Origin of the sequence: Aquimarina rubra (assembly GCF_042684305.1) — a bacterium.
GTDB lineage: Bacteria > Bacteroidota > Bacteroidia > Flavobacteriales > Flavobacteriaceae > Aquimarina > Aquimarina rubra.
This window is the reverse complement of the sequence record NZ_JBHULE010000008.1, coordinates 274,226-292,770: the sequence shown is the minus strand read 5'-3', so window position 1 is coordinate 292,770 and position 18,545 is coordinate 274,226. Positions and strand designations below refer to the sequence as shown.

The window sequence follows — 18,545 nt, the reverse complement described above, 5'->3', positions numbered from 1 at the left end:
TAATTTACTTAATAGATGATATATTTTTCTTTTGGTTGCGTATTAAAAAAGAAATAACGCTGCGGTCTCCTATCGATCAAATCGAATTTCGAATCCATCTCTAAATTGTGGAATGATAGTCAGGTTTATAGAAGTAACAGTAAAGGTACCTAGATTGATATCATTGACAATAAGTTCATCTGAGCCACCAGAATCCATCACCGAATAGTCATAAGTACCGGAAGGCAAACCGTTATAAACATCAGTTATTGTACTGTTGTTGGTAACCGTTATCGTTCCATCAGTTTCATTGAAATCCCAAATAATAGTTCCTCTTTCAAAATCCTGATCGATTCCTTCAAATCCACCGATGATGTTCACCAAATTCCATTCCCCTTGTAAATCGACTAAGCTATTGTTAGTGCTGTCATCGTCATTACTGCAACTTATTATTAAAAGAGAAAGTAGTAAGATATACAAACGTTTCATTTTTTCTGTGTGTTGGTTCCTAAATATATTTATAGATGAAGTTCATCAACATCCGTTGCGCTATATAACGTTAGTTATAATGTAAAGATTTTATTATACTATCAAAAAATTAGCTAATATCAGCTTTATTACAAAGAGCTTGCAATGATTTCTATCTCATCTAACAATGCCATAAAATCTTCTTTTTCTGTTAGTGGATTCATTAAGGATGTTCTCAGATATCGCTGATCCCCAATCATAGTTTGTACGATATAAAATTTTCCTGATAAGATCAATCGTTCCCTAATTTCAGAATTAAAAGCATTTAAGTCTTCTAAAACGGTGTTTGTATATCTAAAATTCACAATATTAGCTTCAGGTTCTATTAGTAACTCAAAGCCATCTCGATCTTTTATCATTTGGGCAAATACCTTTCCTAGATCATATAATCGATCAATATTTTTCTCAAAGATATCTTCTCCGTGCATTCTGAGAATCGAATATACCTTAAGCGACATCATTAATTTAGTACATTCGAACGTTCTTTTTCCTGAGTTATACCATTCTTTGGATTGCTGAGAATCCCATAGATACTGAGCCTTTTGTTCAAAGGTTTTATAAGATTCTGTAGCCTCTTTAAAAACCAAAGCTGTGTTTAAAGATGGTGTCAATAGCATTTTATGAAAATCTAGTACTACAGAATCTGCTTGGTCAATTCCCTTAGCCAGATACTTATATTTTTCAGAAAAGACTACCCCGGCTCCATGAGCGCCATCTACGTGAAACCAGAGATTATGATGTTTAGCAAAGGTTGCCAGAGTTTCTAAATCATCGTAAGAACCTGTAGATGTGGAAGAAGCACAACCAATAACAGCAATAACAGTCAATCCTTTGCTTTTTGCTTCTTGTAAAGATTGATCAAGTAAAGAGGTGTTTATCTGGTACATTTTGTTTGTAGAAACTTTTATAATCCCTTCTGCTCCAAACCCCAATATTCTAGCAGCTCGATCTATACAGTAATGCGCTTCCTCAGAAACTAAAACTGCTAATTTTTCATTGTGACCATCTTCCCAAACCGAACCGGGAGCTTTGGCTTGTCTAGCTGCTAGTAATGCTGTTAAATTCGCTAAAGTACCTCCGGAAGTAAGGAAACCGGCTGAATTTGATCCGTATCCAATTTTTTTTGCAACAAGGTCTGTAACAATTCTTTCTAAGGCATTAGAGGCCATTCCCATTTCATAGACTCCGGTACCATTACTTAGTAAATCTGTGACTAATCCAGAAAGGCTACTAATCACCGAAGGTACTGCTACCTGATGCCCCATATATCTTGGATGATGTACATGAATAGATCGTTCTAGAATCTTTTCATAAAAATCCAGCATATTAGTATCAGAAGATATATCCTCTTTCCAATAGGCCAATTCTTCTTCGGGATCTTTATAGCTGAGAACAGGAAGTTCTTTTTGTGATTGTACCTTATCCAGATGATCCGCAAGCATGTCAATCAACTGATGACCAATTTGCCTAAAATCAGACGGACTATATAGTTTCTGTAATGATTCATCTATGGGTATGTTTTCCTTCATGTCGAGCTTGATTAATCAATTCGCACTAAAGGTAAAAACCCTAGTTATATCTTATGTAAAAAGCATTGAATTTTAGAAAAATAATAACAAAATATTTTGAAAAAGCTACACTAGCCTTGATAATGGTCGTCCCATTCTTTTACTTTTGGATCTCCTAATTTACCTACAGACTTAGCAACAATCATAGACACAGTAGCATCTCCTGTAACGTTGATCGTTGTTCGTAACATGTCTAACGGACGATCTACTGCGAAAATTAATGCTAATCCAATAGGAAGTTTGTCTGAAGGAAAACCAATCGCTTCTAAAACGATTACTAACATTACCATTCCTGCTCCAGGAACCGCAGCAGAACCTATAGATGCTAAAAGTGCTGTCAAAACGATCGTGATTTGGTTACTAAATGTAAGTCCTTCTGGCCATAATACTTGCATAATAAATACGGAAGCTACGGCTTGATATAGACTAGTACCATCCATATTTATGGTCGCACCAACTGGTAATACAAAACTTGATACTTCTTTGTCTACTCCGATATGCTCCTCTACTCTTTCCATAGTAACAGGTAATGTCGCAGCACTAGAGCTGGTAGAAAACGCTAATAGTTGCGCTGGACTAATTTGTTTTAAGAACCAAAGCGGAGATTTTTTAGTAATTACAGAAACCAAAATACAGTAAAACACTATCATAAGTGCTAAACCAAATATCACAACTCCAGCATATCGCAATAATGCCAATAATATATCTGGATCATCAGATGTCACAACAACATTTGCTAATAATGCAAATACTGCATATGGTGCAGAAAGCATAATCAAATCTACCATCTTTAGAACTACTTCATTTAAACTATCGAAGAACTTTTTCAAAGGATCCGATTGTTCTTCTTTAATCAATAACATACTAATACCTAAGAAAATAGCGAAGAATATTACTTGTAGCATCATTTTGTTATCACTCATTGCTTTTATGGCGTTCTGTGGCACCATATCCACCACAAATTGTAATGGCCCGCTTTCTTTTTGTCTACCAGCTTCGGCTATGCGTTCTGATATCTTAGCACTGCCTGCATACTCTGTAGTTAACTTCTCTATAGTTTCGGGGGTAATACCATTTCCTGGTTTCATTACATTAACCAATAACAATCCAATAGTAATGGCAATAACTGTAGTGATTACATAAATTATAATCGTTCTCCCTCCTATTGTTTTAAATTTTGAAATATCCTTTAAATCAGAAATTCCTTTGATTAAAGAAGCAAGAATTAAAGGAACAGCAATTAACTTTAGAAGATTTACAAAAATGGTACCTAGTGGAGCAATCCAATCTCCTGTAAATCCTTTTCCCCAAGATAACTGAGTCATTAAAAATCCGAATAATATCCCAGCGATCATTCCGATCATTATCTGCCAATGCAATGCAAGTTTCTTCATGTGAATTATCTAATTTTTTGAATACAAAAAGTCGAAGATATAAATTAAAAACAAAAAAATACCTTATAAATTACGATTTACGAAGTTAGAAGTGTGAATGTCTTAGTTTTTTGTATTTTAGAATAAATGCGTTAACAGAATATCATTCCACCATAGGCTATAATCCATAAACTGGGACTTTCAATTTAGTTACTTTTCTTCTCATATTACATAATTGTGTAATCTCAATTACTGTAAATTTTCAAAATGAAAATAGATTCAAGCCTTGTGCCTCCGCTAAAGCTTCAGCGACACGCGGACGCCGGAATGACAAAATCACTCAGAGACTCAACTACTCAAAGGCTCACAAACTCAAAAACTAACCTACTTCTTAATCGTGCGATTCATTAACCAATAGTCCAACTATTTCCTTAAATCATATTTTAATAACTTACCTTTTTGTCCAGGAATTAATGGAGCTATATTTAAACCATACATAATTTCATCATTATATACCGCTATGGATGTCACCTCTTTATCCAGGTAATACAACTTGATAGGTTTTAAGTTGTAATCAAAGACATAAACAACACTTTTTATTGGATCTGTATTAGTAAATTCCTCTCCTCTATAAACTGCGTAAATATATTTATCTGTTAGTTTAACATCTAAAAACTCATATAAAGAACCGTTGGTACTCCCAATTTCCACTTTTTGTTGTTCTTGAACCGCATAATAAATAGGTGGTTCGCTGTGAGGTATAAAAACAGAAATAAATTCTTTAGTATTCTGGTCAAAAACCTCTAGCAAGGGAACTGTTTCATACGCAAACACAATATGATTATTACCTTTTTCAATTTTAGCCGCTGATAAATGATTCTTAACCTCAATTGTATTCAATTTACCTTTTGCAGCACTTAATAATTTTCCGTATTTTTTTACTTTTCCTGATTTTATGTCCTTTTGATATAAACGGTAACCCTCATTAAAATGTCCTGCATACCAAAGTTTATTCACTTCTTCATAATAGTTCAGAAAATAAAAATATCCCTTTTCATCTAGCGTACCACTTACAAAATTAGTTGCAGAATTTAGTAAATATTCTATTTTAGAATAGAGATACTTCTTATTGTAACCATCCCATATTATAAAAGAATCTTTTCCGCTTTCCTCTAAAACACTAATATTAGACATTTCATTTGATCCACTACCTATATCAATATATGAACCCATATATTTCTTTTGTGCAATATCAATAACATGTAAGTGCTTCTTCGATTCTAAATCATGAATTACTAAATAATTATTAACTGGTATGATTCTTAAAGGAGAAATTAATTTGCCAGACCCAATTTCAAAAGGTTTTGAAACCAAATCAATCTGTTCTACGAAATCATTATTTGTAAGTTCTTTGTACTTTTCTCTTCCTAAAGACTGGGACTGAACATTAATAAAAAAAAGACACAACAGTATTGAAAAAAACACTTTTGTAAAAAGATTCTTGGACATAAACCTACTTCTTAATCGTACGATTCATTAACCAATAGTCCACTAGAACCAATGCTGCCATTGCTTCGACTATGGGCACGGCTCTTGGTACTACACAAGGATCATGTCTACCTTTACCTTGCATATTGACAATATTTCCTTCTTTGTCAATGGTTTCCTGATCTTGCATAATAGTAGCTACAGGTTTAAAAGCCACATTAAAGTAAATATCCATTCCGTTAGAGATTCCACCTTGTATCCCTCCTGATAAATTGGTTTTGGTTGTTCCGTCAGCATTGAATAAATCATTATGTTGACTTCCCTTTAATTCAGCACCGGCAAAACCACTACCATATTCGAATCCTTTAACGGCATTTATAGATAGCATAGCTTTCCCCAATTCTGCGTGTAGTTTATCAAACACAGGTTCTCCTAATCCAACAGGTACGCCAGAAATTGCACAACTTACCAATCCACCTACGGTATCTCCTTCTTTACGGATTTGCTTGATATACTGTTCCATTTCCTCAGCTTTCTCGGGGTCAGGACAACGGACAATATTACTTTCGGTCAACGAAAAATCAAGTTCGGTGTGCGGTTTATTTAATTTAATCGCTCCAACTCCGCTTACATATGCATTAAAAGTAATCCCAGAAAGTACTTGCTTAGCAATAGCTCCGGCTACTACTCTACTGGCTGTTTCTCTGGCAGAAGAACGACCACCACCGCGATAATCTCTTACACCATACTTTTGATCATACGTATAATCAGCATGAGAAGGTCGGTACGAATCTTTTATATGTGAATAATCTTTTGATTTCTGATTGGCATTTTTAATCACAAACCCAATAGGAGTTCCTGTAGTTACACCTTCAAAAATTCCTGAATAGAATTCTACGGTATCTGGTTCTTTACGCTGCGTAACGATAGCTGATTGTCCCGGTTTACGACGATCTAATTCGCCCTGTATGGCTTCAAGATCTAATTGCACTCCAGATGGACATCCATCAATGATTCCACCAATTGCAACTCCGTGTGATTCTCCAAAAGTGGTTACCTTAAATAGGTTTCCAAATGTATTTCCTGCCATTAAAAAACAATTTTCAACAAATGTACTTGTTAATCTTTAAAAACTCGGTAGTAATTTGACAGAAAAACCGGTGTTTCTATCCTGAAAATTGCAACTCTTTCAGATTTCAAACTCTTTTTTTACACTATGATTATTTTGAACTCATTTAAGCTATTTTATACTTTCAACCATTCCATTCCTTCAACAGCTTTTAAGAAAACTTTTATTTGTGACAACGTACCAATACTAATCCGAACCCAAGTAGGATACTGTTTTCCTCCACCAGGAACAATAGCCATCCCAAATGGTTTTAATTCGGATCTAAAACGTTTGCTATCTTTTACATCCATTAGTATAAAATTGGTATTGCTTTCCAAATACTTTATTCCCATTTTACGTAAGTTATTTTCCACAAACGACCTGACTTCGGCATTCCTCTTTCGATAAACATCCACATATTTATTGTCTTCCAAAGCGGTCATGGCAGCAACTACTCCGGGATTACTGATTAATCCGCCAAAACTATAAAATTCGTGATGAAGCTTTGCTATTGTTTGTGACAACCCCACGGCATATCCAACCCTCAAACCAGCTAAACCATAGGCTTTAGAAAAAGTTCTTATAATTAATACATTATACTTTTCTCGTAACAACTGAATCGTATCTGGTCTTTTTGAAGGATTCATTAGCTCTATATATGCTTCATCAATAGCAACCGTACAGGTCTGTGAAGAAACATTTTTGCAAAAAGAAGTTAAATCAGCAGCTGATAATGCTTTTCCGGTAGGATTATTAGGGTTACAGATATATACTAGCTTCGTATCCTTGGTTACAGCCGATATGGTAGCTTTCAGGTCGATATCCATTTCTTTGGTAAGCGGTATTCTAAGCGTTTTGTGGTCAAAAATTCTATCCGCAAAAGCTGCGGTAACATTAAATGTAGTCGCAGGTACAATGATACTGTTTTGTTCTTGTCCAAAAGCCCTGGTAAGCATGCACAATATTTCGAAAGAGCCATGACCTAAAATCACCTGATTCTCTTCAATACCTTGCTGTTGTGCTATAGTTTTCTTTAGCTTATCTGTGTCATGAGTATGAAAAGATGCATATCTATTAATTCTGTTATTATGTTTAGAAACGGCATCCAAAACTTTCTGTGACGGACCATATGGATTCTCATTAGAGAATAATCTTAAATTCTCCTCGGTATCTTTTGGTCGATCCCCTCCATCTGTAAATACGGATGCACCAAACGCTAACGGTGTTGCAATACTCACCGCAGCAAAGGTTCCTCCTACTTGTAAAAATTTTCTTCTGTTAAATCCTGGTGTATTCATATCGGTAAAGGTTTTAGACAAATTTGACCGATATATAGCTTGTTTCCTATCAAAATCGTGATTCTGGCAAACTAAAACGTGATATACACATCAAAAGATTACTATCATTTCTATATAAAAATCCGTAATTTTCGACTCGCTAAATTTTTAAACAAACGACTGCAAACTGCCTACTGCGCAGTAGGCAGTTTGCAGTGGACATTAGAAATTAATTAAAGGAATAACTGATTAGCTTTATATTTTAAACCATATTCTTTATGAAAAATAGAAAAAATGGAAATTTCCTATAGCATTAGATTTATTTTAAATACCCAATAATTCCATGAAGGTTTGTATAGCCGAAAAACCGAGTGTTGCACGAGAAATCGCTACCGTTTTGGGAGCGAATACAAAACGTGATGGCTATTATGAAGGAAACGGGTATGCGGTTACTTACACCTTTGGACATTTATGTACCTTGTTTGAACCCAATGATTATAAACCATACTGGAAAAGTTGGGATCTGAATAATCTGCCAATGCTTCCTGAAAAGTTCAAGACTAAGGTTGTGGATAACCAGGGAATCCAAAAGCAATTTAATATCGTAAAATCACTCTTTGAAAAAGCCAGTTTGATAATCAATTGCGGGGATGCCGGACAAGAAGGAGAATTGATACAACGATGGGTGATTAATCAAGCAGGTTATACAGGAAAAGTACAGCGTTTATGGATTTCTTCATTAACAACCGAGGCTATAAAAGAAGGTTTTAATAATCTAAAATCATCAGAACAATACGACAATCTCTATTATGCAGGGTATTCTAGAGCGATTGGTGATTGGTTACTCGGAATGAATGCCACCAGATTGTATACGGTAAAACACGGCGGTTATAAACAAGTATTATCGATAGGAAGAGTACAAACACCTACACTGGCGATGGTAGTTCATCGATACAAGGAAATCCAAAATTTCACACCACAACCCTATTGGGAGTTACAAACCTTATATAGAGATACACTGTTTAGCTATGAAGACGGACGGTTTTACAAAAAAAAAGATGGTGAGTTGTTAGCCAATAAAGTAAAAGAAAGTGATTTTGAAATAATTTCTATTACCAAAAAAGATGGTAAAGAATATGCGCCTAAATTATTTGATCTTACCGGATTGCAAGTATATTGTAATAACAAATTCGGGTTTTCTGCAGACGAAACCTTAAAAATTGTTCAGAAGTTATACGAGCAAAAAGTAGTAACCTATCCCAGAGTTGATACTACTTTTTTACCAAATGATGTGTATCCAAAAGTTCCGGGAATACTTCAGAAATTAACCAATTACAATGCCCTAACGCAACAACTATTAGGTAAAAAGATTAAAAAATCTGTCAAAGTATTTAATGACAAAAAAGTAACGGATCACCACGCTATTATTCCAACAGGTGAACAGATAAACCTACAATACAATCAGAAGCAAGTCTATGATATTATTGTGAAACGTTTTATAGCTGTGTTCTATGATGATTGTAAAGTAGCGAATACCACTGTGATTGGTGAAGCGGCAAAAGTTCCATTCAAAACCACCGGTAAAGTCATTCTGGAAAAAGGGTGGCGGGTTGTTTTCGAAAATCCGGATACTCCCACTAAAAAAGAAACTGGTATCCTACCTGATTTTGTAAAGGGTGAAAAAGGTCCACACGAACCTTCTTTCTTGGAAAAAGAAACCAAACCACCCAAACAATTTACCGAAGCAACTTTGCTAAGAGCCATGGAAACTGCTGGCAAACAAGTGGATGATGATGAAATGCGAGAGCTTATGAAAGAAAATGGTATTGGACGACCTTCTACCCGTGCTAATATTATAGAAACACTTTTTAAACGAAAATATATAGAACGTAATAAAAAGCAAATTTTACCAACCACTACAGGCGTACAACTCATTGATACGATCCAGAACAAACTCCTTATTTCTGCCGAATTAACCGGAAGGTGGGAAAAGCAACTTAAAGAAATAGAAAAAGGCACTTTTCACGCCGGTGCATTTATAAAGAACATGAAAAAAATGGTAGATCAGCTGGTGTATGAGGTGAGAACTGAAAAAACAAGAGCTAATATATCGCATACAATAGATCAAAAAACAAAAAAGCATACTCAAAAAAAAGTAAAACAAACTACCGCAATTACTTCAGAAAAGTGTCCGAAATGTGGTCAGGGAATGTTATTAAAAGGAAAATCTGCTTATGGATGTAGTGCTTATAAAGAAGGTTGTGATTTTAATTTACCTTTTAGCTATCTGGGTAAAAAAATATCCGAAAAGCAATATATACGACTATTAAAAAAAGGCTGTACTGTAAATCTAAAAGGCTTTACATCAGAAAATGGCACTGTAGAAGGATTATTACGTTTTGATGAACACTATTCATTGGTTCTTGAAGAAAAAAAACAAAAAGAAAATTTAAAACCAAAAAGCACTTCTGAAAAGATGCCTTGTCCAAAATGTAAAACAGGATATATTCTAAAAGGAAAAACGGCTTATGGATGTAGTGAATTTAAAAACGGATGCGACTTTAGGTTTTCTTTTGAAACCGTTAGAAATAAGACTGCTGGCAAACCTATGTCAAAAGAATTGGTATATAATATTCTAAAGGGTGATCTAACCTAAAATAGAGATACAACAGCACTTTGTGAATAAATCGCTATACATTATGCTTTTTGATTAGGGAATTATGCGTTTCTTTAGTCGAGAAATAATCCGATAAATCGTAACGCTAAAAATATATAATGAAAACTAAGATAACTGAACTTTTTGGTATTGAGCACCCTATTATGCAAGGTGGAATGCACTATGTAGGCTTTGCAGAACTGGCAGCTGCCGTTTCTAATGCAGGTGGTATAGGAACAATTACGGGCTTAACACAAAAAACACCAGCCGATTTGGCTAATGAAATCGCCAAATGTAAAGACCTAACAGAAAAGCCTTTTGCTGTAAATATTACTTTCCTGCCCACCGTTAACGCTCCTGACTATCCGGGTTATGTCAAAGCGATTATTGAAGGTGGCGTAAAAGTTGTTGAGACTGCAGGACGTAATCCCGAAGCTGTTTTGCCATATCTAAAAGATGCAGGAATTAAGGTAATTCATAAATGCACTTCGGTAAGACACGCGTTAAAAGCACAATCCATTGGTTGTGATGCGGTTTCTGTAGACGGTTTCGAATGCGGGGGTCATCCGGGAGAAGATGATATCCCTAATATGATATTGCTACCACGTGCACACGACGAATTGGAAATTCCTTTTTTAGCCTCCGGCGGAATGGCAGATGCCCGTTCATTAGTTGCATCACTAGCAATGGGAGCAGAAGGCATCAATATGGGAACCCGATTTATAGCGACTAAAGAAGCCCCGGTGCATGAGAATGTAAAACAAGCGATTCTGGATGCTACCGAATTAGATACGCGATTAGTGATGAGACCTCTAAGAAACACAGAACGTGTTATGAATAATACCGCAGTACAGCGTTTACTGGAAAAGGAAAAAAAACTGGGAAAAGATATTCGATTTGAAGATATTATCGAAGAAGTTGCAGGGGTATATCCTAAAATTATGATGGAAGGTGACATGGAGGTTGGAGCCTGGTCTTGTGGAATGGTTGTAGGATTGATCCACGATATACCAACTTGTAAAGAACTCATTGACCGTATCATGAAAGAATCACACCATCTCATCACCCAAAGGTTGAGCGGTTTACTGTAAATAGAGGGATCAGTAATATTTTTGTTTAGAATCGTCTTATCCATAATACTGATTATCATGAGATGTAAGATTCTAATCTTATGTATGCTATCGATATCCATAGCTGGATGTCAAAAAGAGAATGATAAAATATCTTTACCTAGTTGTGGATTGGAACTATATAAATGAGAGATGCAAATCCCGAATTGGTATTTTATCTTTATGAAGAAAGCTTAGGACAAACGGCTGGATACTTACGAATTCCCAATAAAGGCATAGAAAAAATACCATTGGATTCTCCCTTAATTATTGAAGATTCAATTAAGCTCAATATCTCTGCTGATCAGGCAAGTTATCACGGAATTCTGAATAAAAGTAATTTAGTACCAGATCAAAAGGTTATGTTTAATTATAACGCTCAAAATAAATGAAAATACTTAAATACATTCTACTCTTTTCTTTTGCCTTAGCTCTTTTAGGCCTAGTATCAAAAACATTAATTCCTTATAGAGGAGGTAATGAATTCCTAATACTAGGTGTATTATTAATGGCTATGTTGATTCCGATCTACAGCCTTGTAGCTTTGATAAAGAAGAAGCATCGAATAGAGTCGGCAATGATGCTCATTTCTATTCCGTTAATTTTTGGAATCCTATTCAAACTAATGCGCTGGCCTTTTGGTAATCAAATGACAATCATAGGAAGTCAGATTTTGTTACTGGTTTCGATTGGTATTTTAATTTACTCAATTACCAAAAAAATTAAAATACCCGAATCAATTCTATTTGTAACTATTGGATTTTGTAGTTTAACCTATTGTTTTAAAACTTTGTTTTGGCCAGGTTCTAAAGAACTAATCATTGCGGCTTTTTTAACAATTGCTGGCTCTTTATTTATAATACTAAAGAAAAAAGCCGTGTTTTCTACTAGTAAAATAGTATTAGGAATAATTATTTTACTTTTCACCTTATCCTTTCTTACTAAAGAAAGTACATTATTTCAAACCTCATATATTGATCTGTTGAATCCAGAATCCAATCATCCTGAAGATTATTATAATTATGCTTGGATATTATATAATGAAGGAGATACAACAAAAGCTAAAACTAATCTTCAATACGCCATCAATGAATTGAATAACCCGGATAACGAATTTTCAGATATGGTATCCAAAAACCGTGATAATTATCTCGAGGTATTTGGAGCAGCAATGAATATGTTGAACAACAATAATTGGAATACTTTAGACTGGCCTGATCCAACATTTGAAAATTGAAAACTAAATCTAATATACGTTACATAACAATTGGTGAATGATTATGCTATTCAACGGATTTTAAATACATATCATTACTTTATCAAACATCAAAATAAAATGAGAAAAATATTAATTGTATTAATCACAGTACTAATAACGGCCCTAACCTACTCGCAAAAGGATACATTACAAGTAAAATTAGATTCAATTATCGAAGAGGCTAATTTATTGTACAGTTATGAAAAAGTTGCTTGGAATTCGACCGATTTATTAATGTCAAATCGTAAGCTTAAAAAGAATTATGGAGGTTATATTATATATCATTCAAATGACACTATATATGCATCTTTTATTGATAAAACTCAAAAGAATAGAATAGCTAAATATTGTTTTACTACATCTGACCTTTCTAAGCCGTTTGAGTCAATAATTAAAAAATCCGATCTATCTAAAATAGAAAAAGAGTTACTGGATATTAAAATCAAAATTGTAAATCAGTTATCCGATCCGAAATACAAAATCGGTTTTCCAAACGGTTTTAATCCTAATTTAGTTTTTATAAAAGATAAAGAAGAGTATCGTTTATACATTATTATGGGAACTACAGAATCTGGAGTTATACCTTTTGGTAATGATTATTTGTTTACCACAGGTATGAAGGGAAATATAAAGGATTGGAAAAAATTTCATTCCAGATTAATCCCTGCCCAGTCTAAAGGACCAAATGGCGAAATTGTTTTATCCGCAATACATTCTCATCTAAAAGGAACTCCATACATAACAGCAACTGATATTTGTACTTTTAGATTGTATGCAGAACTATGTGAAATGAAAGAATTTATGGTGTTATCTACAGCTAATGGAAAATATTTTAAGTACAATTTAAATACAAATAAAGTTGAAATTGCAGAACCTTAAACGAAGCTGAGACACTTAAAACAAATTAAATTTGTACATCAAGTAACAATTAGTAATTAGAATCGTCATGCTTAAAAAACACTGTCATCATGAAACTTAAGATTCTAATTTTATGTATGCTATCGATATCCATAGCTGGATGTCAAAAAAAGAATGATAAAATATCTTTACCAAGTTCGTGGATTGGAACTATCAAAATGGGAGATGCAAATCCCGAATTGGTATTTTATCTTTATGAAGACAGCTTAGGACAAACGGCTGGACACTTAGGAATTCCAAGTAAAGGCATAGAAAAAATACCGTTTGATCCTCCCTTAATTATTGAAGATTCAATTAAGCTCAATATCTCTGCTGCTCAGGCAAGTTATCACGGAATTCTGAATAAAAGTAAAAAGACAATTACCGGTACTTGGAAAGAGGGTGAAAACACATTTTCCCTTGTACTGTCACCATTGGATCAAGAAATTGATTACACTACTTCGAAAAAAGCAAGCACAACATCTTTAAGTTTAGAGTTTACCAGCGAAAATTTTAAGTATTATTCAGAAAAAACAAAAAAAGAAGTTCTAGAGGAACTTTCTAATGTACTTGAAAATAATTATGCTCGTCTCACTAAAAAATTGAGTACTCGTTTTGACACTGAGATTGACGTACTTATTTACCCTGATATAAAAACATTTCATAAAGCAATAAATTATCCTGATGCACCAGATTGGGTGGTAGGTGCTGCCAGTAAAAACGAACTTAAAATGGTTAGCCCACAAAATCCTGGTAGCGTTCATACCTATGAATCACTTATCAAAGCTATTGTACACGAATTAACACATACTATTGTATTAAACTTTAGAGATAATGGATTAGTTGGTTTACCTAATTGGTTAAATGAAGGTTATGCATATTATGAAGCCGGACAGCTTACTCAAGAGGAGAAAAAGGCTGTTAGAGCCAAAGCCCTAAAAAAAGAAATTCCTTCCTGGCAGGAATTAAGTGATGCTAATACTTCAGAGTTTGGAAATCTAGGAGGATACGGGATTTCGGCTACAATTATTGATTTTTTAATAAAGACCTACGGAATTGAAAAATTAAAACAGTATATCATTAATCCTGAAACTACGGAACAGATATACAACAGGACCATAAAGGATTTGGAACAGGAATGGTTAGATTACATTAAAAACAACAATAAATAAACCGGACAAACCAATTACCCAACCTAAATAATTTCTTTTTGGTTATATGAGAACCTTCAAAAAAAACGATAAAACTTACTACATCTCTTTTCACAAATAGTTTATTAGAGTAAAACCTTAGAAACAATAAGAAAATAATTGATTTTCAATATTTTACCACTACAAAAATTCTACCCTAAACTGACGAATATCATATGATTACACTTTGTTCATCTGTATCTTCCCAGATAACGTATGAAACTTCGATATGGAATCAGATACAAAATATGTTACTGATGGGCCAAAAGACGGAACAAAAGTATTTATAAAATCAGGAACTTGTTCCAGAACGTTTTTCTATATTCTAAATAGAGAATTCGGGCATCAGAAAGAACTTGAGGAACGAGCTTCAGATTCACTTGCAGGAGGAATTATGCAAAAAGGCCATCAATGTGGTATGCTTTGGGGAGCATCTCTGGCTGTTGGTGCAGAAGCCTTTCGAACATGTAAAGATCAGAATCAAGCGATTCAAGTTGCTATCAATGCTACACAACATTTAATTACATCTTTTTCGAAAAGAGAAAGCACAATAAACTGCAGGGATATTACTCATTGTGATTTTTCAAGTAAATTAAGTGTGACAAAATATATGCTCACAGGTAGGTTTCTGCACTGTTTTAAGCTTGCAGGTCAATGGGCACCTGAGGCGGTACAAGCTGCCCTGAAAGGTTTATCCAATAAAAACAATGAACCTTCTAAAGCTTGTGTAAGTTGTGCAACCGAAGTTGCTAAAAAAATGGGAGCTAGTGATGAAGAAATGATCATGGTAGCTGGTTTTGCAGGAGGACTTGGCTTGAGTGGTGAAGGCTGTGGTGCACTAGCCGCCGCTATATGGATGAAATCTCTAATCTGGTGTCGAGAAGAAGCCAAAAAATCATCATTAAAAAACCCATATTCCAAAAAATTACTGGATACTTTCTATCACAACACTGATTCAAAAATAATATGTTCCGAAATCACCGGAAAACACTTTGAAACAATAGATGATCATACAGAATTTATAAAAAATGGCGGTTGTAGCAAACTGATTGAAACATTAGCTGAATCAAGTTAATAAATTCCACAAATAAATAAATGGAACTCTTAAAAGAATATTTAATTCCCTGGTCCATATCCAATAGCATTTCTATATTATTTTTGGTAGCTGCGATTCGTAAACCAAAACTAGCACGATTAGTATTTATACTATTATTTGCCTGGGCCTGCTGGATAAATATAACTACTGTTCATCAGGATCCGAATGCTTATCTGGAATATGCAAAAATGACTCCTTTTCAACTATACGCTGATTTTATAAATGGTTGGTTCACATCAAATAGTATTCTAATGGTTACCCTTATTGCAATAGCTCAAGGATTAATCGCAATAGGAATGATGTTGAAAGGCCAGCTATTTCAGATTGCATGTCTGGGAGCAGTTATTTTTTTTCTGGCAATAATACCTCTTGGAATTGGCTCCGGTTTTCCTGCTACCCTTATAGCATCCATTGCTATTTATTTTATTTGGAAAAAAGATGATCGAGATTACTTATGGCGCTTTAAAAACGAAAAGTGAACAACGTCTTTCTTTAATTTTTCAATCTAAAAAACCTTATAAACTGTTGTTGCTATAACACCTTGTTGATTAGGTATAACCAAAGACAATAATTGTTTTTCTTCTTTTACACTAAAACCAAATGGTGATGCTAATAAGTTTACCCCACTTTGTTTTTTCAATCTAATTCCTTGTCCGGAAATGATATCCTTATTAGGCTCAAAATCACCCTCGGGTACATGTTCTGTCACAACAACATATTTAAAATCAGCTAATTTCTTAACTATCTCTCGCACTTCTGCATTAGAAAGGTGTTGTAAAACTTGTCTCAAGACTGCACAATCCGCAATAGGTAAATCATCAACTGCAATATCCAGGCACTGGAATTCTAAATTTTCTTCTGTAAACTTTTCTTTATTGTGTGCTATAAGAGCGGGTACAATATCAACAGCGATATACTTTTTGGTATGTTTTACTAATGCTTTTCCAACATTAAAATCCCCACAACCTAAATCACATACAGTAATTGGCTCTTCAAAGGATGTTAGAAAAGCTGCTAAAACTTCAACATAAGGGCGTACAATATCGGGATCATGTGAACCTTCTCCAGAATAAAACTCAGCATCATTATTCCCCCATAATTTCATTTCATACACCTGCTCCATGGCATCTTTGGTTGGCCAGGGTTTCTTTATTTTTTTAATCTGATATTGTTCCTTTTTCATAATTACTCTATTACACCTATAATCAGATGTATTCCAAGTGGCGGATTAAAACAAACCTACAAATTATCTGTTAGAATTCATTTTTGAAGTTATCAATTGTATTTTATTAGTATTTTAATCGAATGAAAGTTTTAATATTTGGAGCTTCCGGTTCAGGAACTACAACACTGGCAAAGGAAATTGAAAAAAACACTGATTTTGTTCATCTGGATGTAGATGATTATTATTGGAAAAAGACTGAGCCTCCTTTTCAGGAAAAAATACCATTAACTGAACGAAATAAGTATCTAAAAGCCGATTTCCAGAAGTATAAGAATGTTATAATTAGCGGTTCAATGGTAAGTTGGGGAAAAGAATGGGAAACAATATTTGACTTAGCAATATTTATACATCTTGACAATGAAGAACGAATGCATCGTTTGTATCAAAGAGAGAAGCAACGATATGGAGAAAAGCTTTATACAGACCAAAAAATCCAACAAACATCAAAAGCATTCTTAGATTGGGCAAATGAATATGAAAACCCTGATTTTGAAGGAAGGTCTTTAAAAATACATATGAATTGGATGGAGTCATTGGATTGCAAAGTTCTAAGGATTAATGGAAAAATGATATTAAAGAATAAAACAGAAAAAGTGCTGACCGAAATCAATAATATGGCTACATCATAAATAATCAAAACCCAGATGCATATTTATGTTTATATAACTGAAGACTCTCTATATTTTACCGCCGTTGTATTAGTCAACTTCTTAAAAGCGGTATTAAATGAAGAAATGCTATTAAATCCGCTTTCATAAGCTATTGCAGCTATTTTGAAGTTTTGATATTCCGGTAGATGTAATAATCGTTTTGCTTCTGCGATTCGATACCTGGCAATGAATTGTGAGTAATTTTCATTTTGGAGCTGATTAATTACCTGAGATAACTGCTTAGAAGTAATCCCAATTCGATTACTCAATTTTGTGAGAGTCATTTCGGGGTCCAGAAATAGTTTTTCTTTTTCCATTAATTGTATTAACTGAGTTAAATAGGTTTTAGCATTTTCATTACTTAAAGAAGAATTGGCATATTTTTCATTTGCTGTCTGAAATAAAAATGGATTCTTTAGTGCCCAAACAGATAGAATAAAAACTACCACAGAAAACAAAAAGGCTGTACTAAGATATGGTACCAAACGCAAGAAAACTCCCATCTGGATTAGTGACATGGCCATGGTCAGCACTGTAAAGAAAATCAACCAACTAAAAATTGCATAAGATTTATGACCGGATTGGCTTTTGTTTTTAAATAACCAATACAACGTAAATAACGCATACGATAAAATGTGAACTAATAATCCTAAAAATATGATCCTGGAAAGTATAGAAGTATCATTGGGGATCAGCCAACAAAATACTACAAACAAAAACAATGGTACATACTGAATTAAAACTGACCTCTTCTTCTTTGTTTTGTTAGGTAAAAATAATCTTGTTGTATAAAACCATAACGAAGGACCAATAGCTAATAACATTCCAAGAAAAACATTTCTAATTATAGGATCAATCGGGAAGTAATTATAGAACAGGGATTTACCAATCCTAAGGCTAAAAGCCAAAAGGTAGATCGCTAGAAACACATTGGCACTAGCGCGCTCCTTTTTTGTGATTATCAAGAATAATCCAAAGAATAATGCGATTATAAAACCAATACTCCCTAATAATAATTCTATGTGTTTAAAGACTTCTGGATTCATCGTCAAACAAAGTAAGCAATTTTTAATCTTTGTTTATGCTAATGATTCCCTAAAGAATCACACGATAACATTTTTAAGAACTAGTATTTACTAATCC

Annotated in this window: 17 protein-coding genes; 9 read left to right on the top strand and 8 right to left on the bottom strand. The window is 34.0% G+C overall.

The features are described 5' to 3' along the window. Nucleotides 1-69: 69 nt before the first annotated feature. From ACFSR1_RS05515 to ACFSR1_RS05490, 6 genes are all read right to left on the bottom strand, one after another. A complete protein-coding gene (locus ACFSR1_RS05515; RefSeq protein WP_378290429.1) occupies nt 70-468 on the bottom strand; it encodes a hypothetical protein in 399 nt (132 codons plus the stop codon). Nucleotides 469-596: 128 nt separating this feature from the next. After that, a complete protein-coding gene (locus ACFSR1_RS05510) occupies nt 597-2,036 on the bottom strand; it encodes a pyridoxal phosphate-dependent decarboxylase family protein (protein WP_378290427.1) in 1,440 nt (479 codons plus the stop codon). Between the two features lie 110 nt (nt 2,037-2,146). After that, nucleotides 2,147-3,469: a dicarboxylate/amino acid:cation symporter gene (locus ACFSR1_RS05505; RefSeq protein WP_378290425.1), complete on the bottom strand. Its 1,323-nt coding sequence runs from the start codon at nt 3,467-3,469 to the stop codon at nt 2,147-2,149. A gap of 402 nt (nt 3,470-3,871) precedes the next feature. Then, entirely contained in the window at nt 3,872-4,957 is a 1,086-nt protein-coding gene (locus tag ACFSR1_RS05500; RefSeq protein ID WP_378290423.1) for a BF3164 family lipoprotein, read from the bottom strand. 4 nt (nt 4,958-4,961) lie between these two features. Next, nucleotides 4,962-6,026, bottom strand: a complete 1,065-nt coding sequence (gene aroC, locus ACFSR1_RS05495; RefSeq protein ID WP_378290421.1) for a chorismate synthase — start codon at nt 6,024-6,026, stop codon at nt 4,962-4,964. A 155-nt stretch (nt 6,027-6,181) separates the two neighbouring features. Then, complete coding sequence (locus tag ACFSR1_RS05490) at nt 6,182-7,342, bottom strand: pyridoxal phosphate-dependent aminotransferase (RefSeq protein ID WP_378290419.1); 1,161 nt, start codon at nt 7,340-7,342, stop codon at nt 6,182-6,184. 322 nt (nt 7,343-7,664) lie between these two features. On the opposite strand from ACFSR1_RS05490, the gene ACFSR1_RS05485 reads away from it, so the two are divergent. The 8 genes from ACFSR1_RS05485 to ACFSR1_RS05450 all read left to right on the top strand — a co-directional run bounded on the left by ACFSR1_RS05485 (nt 7,665) and on the right by ACFSR1_RS05450 (nt 16,006). Continuing rightward, entirely contained in the window at nt 7,665-9,977 is a 2,313-nt protein-coding gene (locus ACFSR1_RS05485; RefSeq protein ID WP_378290417.1) for a type IA DNA topoisomerase, read from the top strand. Nucleotides 9,978-10,096: 119 nt separating this feature from the next. Next, nucleotides 10,097-11,068, top strand: a complete 972-nt coding sequence (locus tag ACFSR1_RS05480; protein ID WP_378290415.1) for an NAD(P)H-dependent flavin oxidoreductase — start codon at nt 10,097-10,099, stop codon at nt 11,066-11,068. Nucleotides 11,069-11,232: 164 nt separating this feature from the next. Beyond that, nucleotides 11,233-11,478 carry a hypothetical protein gene (locus ACFSR1_RS05475; RefSeq protein ID WP_378290413.1) on the top strand — a complete coding sequence of 82 codons (246 nt, stop codon included), beginning with the start codon at nt 11,233-11,235 and terminating at the stop codon, nt 11,476-11,478. Next, complete coding sequence (locus tag ACFSR1_RS05470) at nt 11,475-12,323, top strand: hypothetical protein (RefSeq protein ID WP_378290411.1); 849 nt, start codon at nt 11,475-11,477, stop codon at nt 12,321-12,323. The genes ACFSR1_RS05475 and ACFSR1_RS05470 overlap by 4 nt, the downstream gene beginning before the upstream one ends. Nucleotides 12,324-12,422: 99 nt before the next feature. Then, entirely contained in the window at nt 12,423-13,223 is an 801-nt protein-coding gene (locus tag ACFSR1_RS05465; protein WP_378290409.1) for a hypothetical protein, read from the top strand. Between the two features lie 89 nt (nt 13,224-13,312). Then, nucleotides 13,313-14,413 (top strand): peptidase MA family metallohydrolase, encoded by a 1,101-nt coding sequence (locus ACFSR1_RS05460; protein ID WP_378290407.1) that lies wholly within the window; start codon nt 13,313-13,315, stop codon nt 14,411-14,413. Nucleotides 14,414-14,660: 247 nt separating this feature from the next. After that, nucleotides 14,661-15,506 (top strand): C-GCAxxG-C-C family (seleno)protein, encoded by an 846-nt coding sequence (locus tag ACFSR1_RS05455; protein ID WP_378290406.1) that lies wholly within the window; start codon nt 14,661-14,663, stop codon nt 15,504-15,506. Nucleotides 15,507-15,526: 20 nt separating this feature from the next. Further along, a complete protein-coding gene (locus ACFSR1_RS05450; RefSeq protein ID WP_378290404.1) occupies nt 15,527-16,006 on the top strand; it encodes a hypothetical protein in 480 nt (159 codons plus the stop codon). 26 nt (nt 16,007-16,032) lie between these two features. On the opposite strand, the gene ACFSR1_RS05445 is transcribed toward ACFSR1_RS05450, so the two are convergent. Further along, nucleotides 16,033-16,710, bottom strand: coding sequence for a class I SAM-dependent methyltransferase (locus tag ACFSR1_RS05445; RefSeq protein ID WP_378290402.1), 678 nt, complete (start codon nt 16,708-16,710; stop codon nt 16,033-16,035). Between the two features lie 122 nt (nt 16,711-16,832). Between ACFSR1_RS05445 and ACFSR1_RS05440 the strand changes: the two genes are divergently transcribed. Continuing rightward, complete coding sequence (locus tag ACFSR1_RS05440; RefSeq protein WP_378290400.1) at nt 16,833-17,381, top strand: AAA family ATPase; 549 nt, start codon at nt 16,833-16,835, stop codon at nt 17,379-17,381. A gap of 29 nt (nt 17,382-17,410) precedes the next feature. On the opposite strand, the gene ACFSR1_RS05435 is transcribed toward ACFSR1_RS05440, so the two are convergent. After that, entirely contained in the window at nt 17,411-18,448 is a 1,038-nt protein-coding gene (locus ACFSR1_RS05435; protein WP_378290398.1) for a helix-turn-helix domain-containing protein, read from the bottom strand. Nucleotides 18,449-18,545 lie beyond the last annotated feature (97 nt).

Excerpts from the sequence above, each read along its gene's own strand:
- ACFSR1_RS05515 (WP_378290429.1), bottom strand. The coding sequence starts at position 468 with ATGAAACGTTTGTATATCTTACTACTTTCTCTTTTAATAATAAGTTGC.
- ACFSR1_RS05510 (WP_378290427.1), bottom strand. The coding sequence starts at position 2,036 with ATGAAGGAAAACATACCCATAGATGAATCATTACAGAAACTATATAGT.
- ACFSR1_RS05505 (WP_378290425.1), bottom strand. The coding sequence starts at position 3,469 with ATGAAGAAACTTGCATTGCATTGGCAGATAATGATCGGAATGATCGCT.
- ACFSR1_RS05500 (WP_378290423.1), bottom strand. The coding sequence starts at position 4,957 with ATGTCCAAGAATCTTTTTACAAAAGTGTTTTTTTCAATACTGTTGTGT.
- aroC (WP_378290421.1), bottom strand. The coding sequence starts at position 6,026 with ATGGCAGGAAATACATTTGGAAACCTATTTAAGGTAACCACTTTTGGA.
- ACFSR1_RS05490 (WP_378290419.1), bottom strand. The coding sequence starts at position 7,342 with ATGAATACACCAGGATTTAACAGAAGAAAATTTTTACAAGTAGGAGGA.
- ACFSR1_RS05485 (WP_378290417.1), top strand. The coding sequence starts at position 7,665 with ATGAAGGTTTGTATAGCCGAAAAACCGAGTGTTGCACGAGAAATCGCT.
- ACFSR1_RS05480 (WP_378290415.1), top strand. The coding sequence starts at position 10,097 with ATGAAAACTAAGATAACTGAACTTTTTGGTATTGAGCACCCTATTATG.
- ACFSR1_RS05475 (WP_378290413.1), top strand. The coding sequence starts at position 11,233 with ATGAGAGATGCAAATCCCGAATTGGTATTTTATCTTTATGAAGAAAGC.
- ACFSR1_RS05470 (WP_378290411.1), top strand. The coding sequence starts at position 11,475 with ATGAAAATACTTAAATACATTCTACTCTTTTCTTTTGCCTTAGCTCTT.
- ACFSR1_RS05465 (WP_378290409.1), top strand. The coding sequence starts at position 12,423 with ATGAGAAAAATATTAATTGTATTAATCACAGTACTAATAACGGCCCTA.
- ACFSR1_RS05460 (WP_378290407.1), top strand. The coding sequence starts at position 13,313 with ATGAAACTTAAGATTCTAATTTTATGTATGCTATCGATATCCATAGCT.
- ACFSR1_RS05455 (WP_378290406.1), top strand. The coding sequence starts at position 14,661 with ATGGAATCAGATACAAAATATGTTACTGATGGGCCAAAAGACGGAACA.
- ACFSR1_RS05450 (WP_378290404.1), top strand. The coding sequence starts at position 15,527 with ATGGAACTCTTAAAAGAATATTTAATTCCCTGGTCCATATCCAATAGC.
- ACFSR1_RS05445 (WP_378290402.1), bottom strand. The coding sequence starts at position 16,710 with ATGAAAAAGGAACAATATCAGATTAAAAAAATAAAGAAACCCTGGCCA.
- ACFSR1_RS05440 (WP_378290400.1), top strand. The coding sequence starts at position 16,833 with ATGAAAGTTTTAATATTTGGAGCTTCCGGTTCAGGAACTACAACACTG.
- ACFSR1_RS05435 (WP_378290398.1), bottom strand. The coding sequence starts at position 18,448 with ATGAATCCAGAAGTCTTTAAACACATAGAATTATTATTAGGGAGTATT.